At 66.4% G+C, this 7,601-nt stretch carries 7 protein-coding genes; 5 read left to right on the top strand and 2 right to left on the bottom strand.

What is annotated here, in order from left to right:
• Positions 1-119 precede the first annotated feature (119 nt).
• The gene (locus TBU01S_RS22120) at positions 120-1,097 is read left to right on the top strand and encodes an AraC family transcriptional regulator (RefSeq protein ID WP_083953798.1); all 978 of its coding nucleotides are present in this window, start codon (positions 120-122) and stop codon (positions 1,095-1,097) included.
• Between the two features lie 57 nt (positions 1,098-1,154).
• Here TBU01S_RS22120 and TBU01S_RS24935 read toward each other — a convergent pair whose 3' ends face one another.
• Complete coding sequence (locus TBU01S_RS24935; protein ID WP_245651018.1) at positions 1,155-1,421, bottom strand: hypothetical protein; 267 nt, start codon at positions 1,419-1,421, stop codon at positions 1,155-1,157.
• A gap of 103 nt (positions 1,422-1,524) precedes the next feature.
• Between TBU01S_RS24935 and TBU01S_RS22115 the strand changes: the two genes are divergently transcribed.
• The 4 genes from TBU01S_RS22115 (at position 1,525) to TBU01S_RS22100 (ending at position 4,835) form a co-directional block, all read left to right on the top strand.
• Positions 1,525-2,496, top strand: a complete 972-nt coding sequence (locus TBU01S_RS22115; protein ID WP_245651017.1) for a styrene monooxygenase/indole monooxygenase family protein — start codon at positions 1,525-1,527, stop codon at positions 2,494-2,496.
• 84 nt (positions 2,497-2,580) lie between these two features.
• Entirely contained in the window at positions 2,581-3,759 is a 1,179-nt protein-coding gene (locus TBU01S_RS22110; RefSeq protein ID WP_083953797.1) for an OmpP1/FadL family transporter, read from the top strand.
• 98 nt (positions 3,760-3,857) lie between these two features.
• Entirely contained in the window at positions 3,858-4,370 is a 513-nt protein-coding gene (locus tag TBU01S_RS22105; protein WP_068639648.1) for a flavin reductase, read from the top strand.
• Positions 4,371-4,394: 24 nt separating this feature from the next.
• Positions 4,395-4,835: a bacteriohemerythrin gene (locus tag TBU01S_RS22100; RefSeq protein WP_068639647.1), complete on the top strand. Its 441-nt coding sequence runs from the start codon at positions 4,395-4,397 to the stop codon at positions 4,833-4,835.
• A 22-nt stretch (positions 4,836-4,857) separates the two neighbouring features.
• On the opposite strand, the gene TBU01S_RS22095 is transcribed toward TBU01S_RS22100, so the two are convergent.
• On the bottom strand, positions 4,858-7,506 hold the full coding sequence (locus TBU01S_RS22095; RefSeq protein WP_068639646.1) for a bifunctional acetate--CoA ligase family protein/GNAT family N-acetyltransferase: 2,649 nt from the start codon (positions 7,504-7,506) through the stop codon (positions 4,858-4,860).
• Positions 7,507-7,601: the final 95 nt, after the last annotated feature.

The raw sequence follows: 7,601 nt of genomic DNA, 5'->3' as shown, positions 1-7,601 counted from the left end.
GAAGGCGAAGGGCATGGCCGGCGCAAGCTGAGATGGCCGCGATTCTCCGCTCTGGCCGCGCCGGGGTGGAAATGGCGGCCGACTGAAATCTTCCGCAGCACTATCGGCCGGGGTGTGCAATGCTGATCGATCGACTTACGACACTGGATCTGTTGCGGTCCGAAGATCCGGATGAGGCGCGGGCAATGGTGGCGGGGATATTCTGCGACCACCGCCTCGATCTGACGGAGCGGAATGGCAGGCTGAACTATCAGCACCGCTATTTACGGACCGCTGTCGTGAGTTTCAGCGTAATGGGCTATGGGGCGGACGTCCGCATTACTCCCCGGGAACTGGATGATTTCTTCCTGGTGCAGTTGCCTCTGAAAGGCGAGAGCCGCATCGAATCGGGGAAAGAGCTCCGATTGAGCCGGCCCGGCAATGGAACGATCCATTGTCCGGGCCAGTCGTTTTCGATGAACTGGAGCGTGGACTGCTCGAAACTGGCAGTCCGCATCGAACGCGAGGCCATCGAGCGTCATGCGGCAAGCCTGCTGGGCAGGGCATTGCGCTGTCCGCTGCGCTTCGATACCGCGCTGGATACCTGCAGAGGCGGGGGCAAGGCGTGGGAAATGTCCATCCGCCAATTCCTCCGCGGCTTTCAGCAGAGCCCCGAACTCGTGGCGCATCCGCTGATGCGGGCGCAGTTCGAGCAATTCATCATGTCCGGCCTGCTGCTTTGGCAGGAAAACAGCCTCAGCGACAGTCTGCGGCGACCGGAGCCCGGAATTCTGCCGCGGCACCTCAAGGTGGTCGAGGACTACATGCACGCCCATCCGGATGCCGCCATGACCAACGAGCAACTGGCGGACCTGGGCGGTGTCAGCCTGCGCACGCTGTACAACAGTTTCAGGAGATTCCATGGCATGGGGCCGATGCGCTATCTGAAGGATCTGCGCATGGAAAAAGTGCGGGAGGAATTGCTCGATGCCGGGCGCTGCAGGAATGTGACCCAGGTCGCGACCAGATGGGGGTTCTTCGAGCTGGGCCGCTTTGCCGCCGAATACCGTAAACGCTATGGAGAATCGCCAAGCGATACGCTCAGGAATAATCCGTGAATCTTGCCGCTCGCTTTCTGGTGAATGGCTTGCGGCGTTTTGTTTTTCCGGATGCACTCATTGCACACGATTTGCAGAAGATGCATAGCCCACATGTTGCGCTTGGCCGAAATTGACGTTTCCCGCAGCAAGGGATTTCGACAAACATTCGGACTCGGAGAATTCAATCGTGCGCAGCATCACTATCGTCGGAGCCGGCCAGGCAGGCCTCCAGTTGGGAATCGGACTTGTCCGCAAAGGGTATTCGGTCACGATCATATCCAACCGCACCGGAGAGGAAATCTCGAAAGGCCGGATCCTCTCCAGCCAGTCCATGTACGACATGGCCCTGAGCCACGAGCGGGAACTGGGAATCGCCTTCTGGGACGCATCGTGCCCGCCGATAGAAGGGGTCCATATCCGTGCGGGCAATGCGCAGTCCGGACCCATGATCGATTTCCGCTCGCGCCTTTCGGCCAGGGGGCAGTCGCTGGACCAGCGGCTCAAGATGCCCCGCTGGATGGATGAATTCCAGCGCCTCGGGGGGCGCCTGCTGATCGGCGACGTCGATATGGATGAGCTCGAACGCCTGGCCGATGCCGCCGACCTGGTGCTCGTGGCGACCGGCAAGGGCGACCTGGGCAAGCTCTTCGAGCGGGACGCCGCGCGCTGTGCTTTTGATCGCCCCCAGCGCGCGATCGCGCTTACCTATGTCCACGGCATGGTGCCGCGTGATGATTTTTCGGCCTTGAACATCAACATCAATCCCGGCATCGGCGAACTGGTGCATTTCCCCGGCCAGACCCACAGCGGCGCCTGCGACATCATCAACATCGAATGCGTCATCGGCGGCCCGATGGACCGCTGGGATTCGGTGGCGACGCCGGCCGATCATCTCGCGATGACCAAGGCGCTGATCTCCGAATTCTTCCCGTGGGAGGCCCCGCGCTTCGAGAACATTCGCCTGACCGACGACAACGGCATTCTCTTCGGCCGGGTGACGCCCACCGTGCGCAAGGCCGTCGGCGTGCTGCCGTCGGGCAAGGCGGTGCTGGGCATGGGGGACGTGCTGGTGCTCAACGACCCGATGACGGGTCAGGGCTCGAACAATGCCGCCAAGGGCGCCAGCATGTACCTGGAGGCCATCGTCGCCCGGGGTGGCGCGGCGTTCGACCGCGGCTGGATGGAAGCGCTGGCGGAACGGTACTGGGACTACGCTCAATGGTCGGCCCGTTTCACGAACAGCATGCTGGTGCCGCCGCCGCCCCACGTCCTGCAGTTCTTCGGCCACTGCGGGCAGAACACCGGGCTGGCGCAGACCTTCGCCGACGCCTTCAACGACCCAAGGAGCCTGTCCGCCTGGTTCTACGATCCGGAAGCCACCGGCCGCCTCATCGATGAGGCTGCGCAGATGGCCTGAATCCAATGACGCCGCCGGCCGTGCCGTGGTCCGCCCGCTGGCCGGCGTTTCGAAAATACAGAAAACGCATTCCGGAGCATCACAATGTCCCATACCCCAAGCAGACTCTCGTCTCGTCCCGCCGGCCTGTGCATCGCGGCCGCCGCCGCGCTGGCCTGCGTCGCACCCGCCCACGCAACCAACGGCCCAATGCCCCACGGCTACGGCATCAAGGCCATGGGCATGGGCGGCGCGTCCATCGCCTTGCCGCAGGATGCGCTTGCCGCAGCCAACAACCCGGCGGGCATGGCCTTCGTGGGCGACCGCCTCGACCTCGGGCTGTCGGCGGTCATCGTTTCCCCCGAATCCAGTATTGGCGGCACGCGCTTCGACGGCGATGGCGTCAAGGCCATTCCCGTCCCCGATTTCGGCTACAACCGGGTCATCGACGACCGGCAGTCGATCGGCGTCTCGGTCTATGGCAACGGCGTGAGCACCGTATATGACGTGCCCCTGCTGGGCGGGCGCGACAAGGACAGTGCTGAACTGACCCAGGTCATCGCGTCGCCGACCTACGCCTTCAAGCTCGCGCCGGGCCATGCGATCGGTATCTCGGCCGATCTCGCCTGGCAGCGCTTCGAGGTCGAGGGCGTTCCCGACGCGCTCGGCGTCGAAAGCCCCGGGAGCGATTCATCCACGGGCCTGGGCTTCAAGCTCGGGTGGTCGGGACAGGTGACCGAGCGCATCACCCTCGGCGCGATGTATTCGTCCCGCATTCGCATGGGCAAGCTGAAGCGATACCGCAATCTGCTGGCCAACCACGGCGAGTTCGACATCCCGGAGCGTTACGGAATCGGCGTGGCCTGGCGTCCGACGGCGGACATCGTCATCGCTGCCGATGTGATGCGCGTGAAATGGGGTGACCTGGAGTCGCTGGCCAATGCCCTGATATCGGCCGAGCCCGGCTTTGGCTGGCGCAGCCAGACCCTCGCCCGGGTCGGCGTGTCGTGGCAGGCGGCGCCGTCATTGGCCCTGCGCACCGGCTTCAGCCACGGGCAGCAGATCGTCAGCAGCGCGAACGCCACCCTGAACTACCTGGCGCCCGTGACGCCCCGGAAGCATTTCACCCTCGGCGCCACGTATGCGCTGAGCACGGACAGCGAGCTGTCGTTCATGTACGCCCGCGCTTTCGGCTCCGAGGTCAAGGGCAGCGGGCCCAGCTCGGGCATCGCGGTGGACATGTCGCAGCACTGGGTCGGCGCATCGCTGGCCTTCAAGTGGTGACCGGCGCACCGGGCGTGAATCGGGCGCATATTCATTCCATCATCCCGCTCCGGCCATTCGACAGGGCGTCGGAGCGGGTAGCAAACCGGGAGGCTGCGATGGTCAGCATCGATCTTTTTCGCGACGGCATGGCTCGTCTGGCGGGCGCCGTCACCGTCATCACCACGGATGGGCGCATGGGTTTCGCGGGCATCACGGCCACGGCCGTGAGCAGCGTCACCGATCAGCCGCCGACCCTGCTTACCTGCATCAACCGCGCTTCCTTCGCGCATCCGGTTTTCAGCGGAAACGGCGTGTTGTGCGTCAATGTACTCGCGGAAGACCAGCAGGACGTCGCCGGGCTGTTCTCGGATCGCAGCATCACGATGCCCGAACGCTTGTCGCGTGTCGCCGCGCATCCGCTGGCAACGGGCAGTCCCGCGCTGGAAGGGGCGCTGGCCAGTTTCGACTGCACGATCGTGCAGCAGCACGGACTGGGTTCCCACGACCTCTTCATCTGCGAGGTCAGGGCCGTGAGCCTGGGGCATGGCACAGCCGGGCTGGCCTACTTTCAGCGCAATTACCACCGGGTCGGAGGCCGGCTCGCCGGGACGGCTCCGGTGGCAGGGTGAGGGGACGACATGCACAGGCACGACATGAGCGAGGCCGAGGGTTTCGGCTGGAGTGATCGCTACCTGCTCGGACAGGCCGTCATGGACGATACCCACCGTGAGTTCGTCGACTGTGTCGATGCACTGCTGAGGGCGACCGATGCCCAAGTGCCGGAAGCGCTGGCTGCCTTCGTCCGCCATGCCGAAGCGCATTTCAAGCAGGAGGACGACTGGCTCGGCTCTCCCGACTTCCCCGGCGGCGGCGAGTGCCATATCGAGGAGCACGACAAGGTCCTGAGGGCGGCCCGCGACGTCCAGCGCCTCGTCGGCGAAGGCAACGTCGACGTTGCGCGCGCGTATGGGCGTGCGCTGGCCGAGTGGTTTCCGGGCCATGCCGACTACATGGATTCGGCGCTTGCCGCCTGGCTCGTCAAGCGTTCGCACAACGGTCGCCCGCTCGTGTTCCGCCGGAAGGAAACGGGCTGAACGGCGAAAGGATTCCTTGCGCCTATTTCCCGTGCAACACCTTCACCACCCGCCGCAGCGTGTTTTCTTCCGGGTGGGGCTGGACCAGGAAGCCGAGGCCGTGCATCAGGCGCAGCATCTTGGCGTTGTTGCCCAGCACGTCGCCGAAGATGTTGCGGTAGCGCCGGGCGCGGGCGACTTCGATGAGGGCGCCCATCAGGCGGCGGCCCAGGCCGTGGCGCTGCCAGCCGTCGCCGACCACCAGGGCGAACTCGACCGATTCGCCATCGGTGGCGAGGGCGTAGCGGGCGCTGCCGATCATCTGCTCGGCGCCGGCCTCGTCGGTGGTGGTGGCGATCAGCGCCATCTCGCGGTCGTAGTCGATCTGCGTGAAGCGCGCGACCATCGCGGGGCTGAGTTCCTCGATCGTTTCCATGAAGCGCAGGTAGCGGGTCTCGGTGCTGAGCGTGTCGAAGAAGGCGAGCAGCAGCCCGGCGTCCTCGGGACGGACCGGGCGGGTGCGGATGCTGCGGCCGTTGCCGATCTGCCACTCCTGCACCAGGTGCAGCGGATAGGGGTGAATCGCCATGTGGGCGTAGCGGTCGCTGCCGGCGGGCAGGCCCTGGTCGATGGCGACGCGGGCATCGGCGGCGATGGCGCCGTCGGCATCGACGATCAGCGGGCCGATCTCCAGCGCACGCACCCAGGGCAGTTCGCAGGCCAGGTCGGACACCGATACCAGCATCTCCTCGATCGCGCTGCGCTTGAGCACGCCGGCCGTGCCCTGCGGCCCTTGTGCCTCGGTCGGTATCGCCGAGTCGATGAGGTCGCGCGCCAGCACCGCGTTCAGCGGCGGCAGCGCGAAGGCGCGCAGCGCCGGGGCGTCCTGCGGCCCCAGGCTGATGACCGGACCGAAGGTGGCGTCGCGGTCGATGCGGATGTTGAATTCGCGCGCCTGCGGGCGGTACAGGTAGGGTTCGATCGAGACGCCGTTGATGCGGGCGCCGGGGTGGCGCAGGTGAATCGTGTCGACGATGTCGTGGTAGGCGCTCCACACCGATTCGGCGGTGTTCAGGTTCAGGCGCACGCCGCCCGCGTCGGACTTGCTGGCGATGTCGGCGGCGTCGACCTTCATCGCCACCGGAAAGCCGGTCTGCTCGGCGACGAACAGGGCTTCGGTGGCGTCGCGCGCGACTGTGGTGGGCGTGACCGGAATGCCGAAGCTGCGCAACAGCGCCTTCGACTCCATCGCCGACAAAGTGTGGCGGCGCTGGTTGAGCAGGGCTTCGACCAGCACGCGGGCGCCGCCGGTGCGGCGCTGGGCGCTGCTGCTGGCGCCGCCGGCGGTCTGCAGCAGCAGCGCCTGGCTGCGGTGGAAGCGCGAGATGTCGTGGAACAGCTCGATCGCCGTCTCGGGCGAACTGAACACCGGAATGCCGGCCTGCGCCAGCAGCGCGCGCGCCTCGGCCACCTGGCCGCCGCCCATCCAGCAGCAGCACAGCTTGAGCCGCAGCCGGGCGGCGAGCTCGATGATCTCCTGCGCGACGTCGACCGGCTCGACCAGCGCATGCGGCGACAGGATGACCAGCAGGTTGGACACCGCCGGGTCGTCGGCCAGCGCCAGGATGGCGTCGCGGTACAGCAGCGGGCCGGCGTCGCCGCCGAGGTCCAGCGGGTTGTGGCAGCGGCGCTCGCGTCCGCCCAGGCGTTCGAGCGCGGCGATGGTCGGCGAGCCGAGGCCGACCAGCTCGGTGCCCAGGTCCTTGGCGCGGTCGGCGGCGAGGTCGGCCGGGCCGCTGCCGTTGGAGACGATCGCCAGGCTGTCCGTGCGCGGCTGGAAGCCGCAGGACAGCGCCTTGGTGGCGAAGAAGAGCTGGTCGATGTTCTGCACCCGTACCACGCCGGCACGGCGCATGGCAGCGTCGAACACGAGGTCGGCTGAAACCGTGCGCGTGCCGTCGGCGCCGTCGCCGTGGCGGCCGGCCTTGAGCAGGATGATCGGCTTGACGCGCGCGGCCGAGCGCAGCGCGCTCATGAAGTGGCGGGCATCGTGCACGCGGTCCACGTACAACAGGATGTAGCGCGTGCGGGAGTCGTGGATCAGGTATTCCAGGGTCTCGCCGAAGTCGATGTCGACGGTGCCGCCGAGCGAGATCACCGACGAGAAGCCGACGTCGTTGGTCAGCGCCCAGTCCAGCACCACCGAGCACATCGCGCCGGATTGCGAGACGAGGGCGATTTCGCCCGGCTTGACCGCGATGCGGGTGAGCGCGGCATTGAGCCCGCTGCCCGGCCGGGCGATGCCCAGGCTGCCCGGGCCGAGCAGGCGCAGCCCGGTTTCACGCGCGGTGTCGACGATGCGGCGCTCGAGCACATGCCCGGCGGCACCGACGATGACGGCGTTGCGCACGCCGCTGCGCCCGCACTGCGCGACGATGTTGTGCAGCATGCGCGCCGGCGTGGCGATGATGGCGAGGTCCACCGGGCGGCCGATGTCCTCGATCGAGCGCAGGCAGGGGTGGTCCTGCAGGCTGTCGTATTTCGGATTGACGGCGTGCAGCGTGCCGCGGTAGCCGCCGTCGAGCAGGTTGCGGAAGATGATCCGGCCCACCGAGCCGGGCGTGTCGGAAGCGCCGATGACGGCGATCGAGCCTGGATCGAAGGCGGTGCTGAGAGCGTGCGGGCTGGTCATGGTCGGCGCGGCAAGAGGAGGATGATATTTATTTGATACCAAATTACTCTATTTTGCACATGATTTGTATCATATTTCCGGGCCATGCAGCGATC

Origin of the sequence: Thauera butanivorans NBRC 103042 (assembly GCF_001591165.1) — a bacterium.
Classification (GTDB): domain Bacteria; phylum Pseudomonadota; class Gammaproteobacteria; order Burkholderiales; family Rhodocyclaceae; genus Thauera; species Thauera butanivorans.
This window is presented reverse-complemented; position numbering and strand designations above follow the sequence as displayed.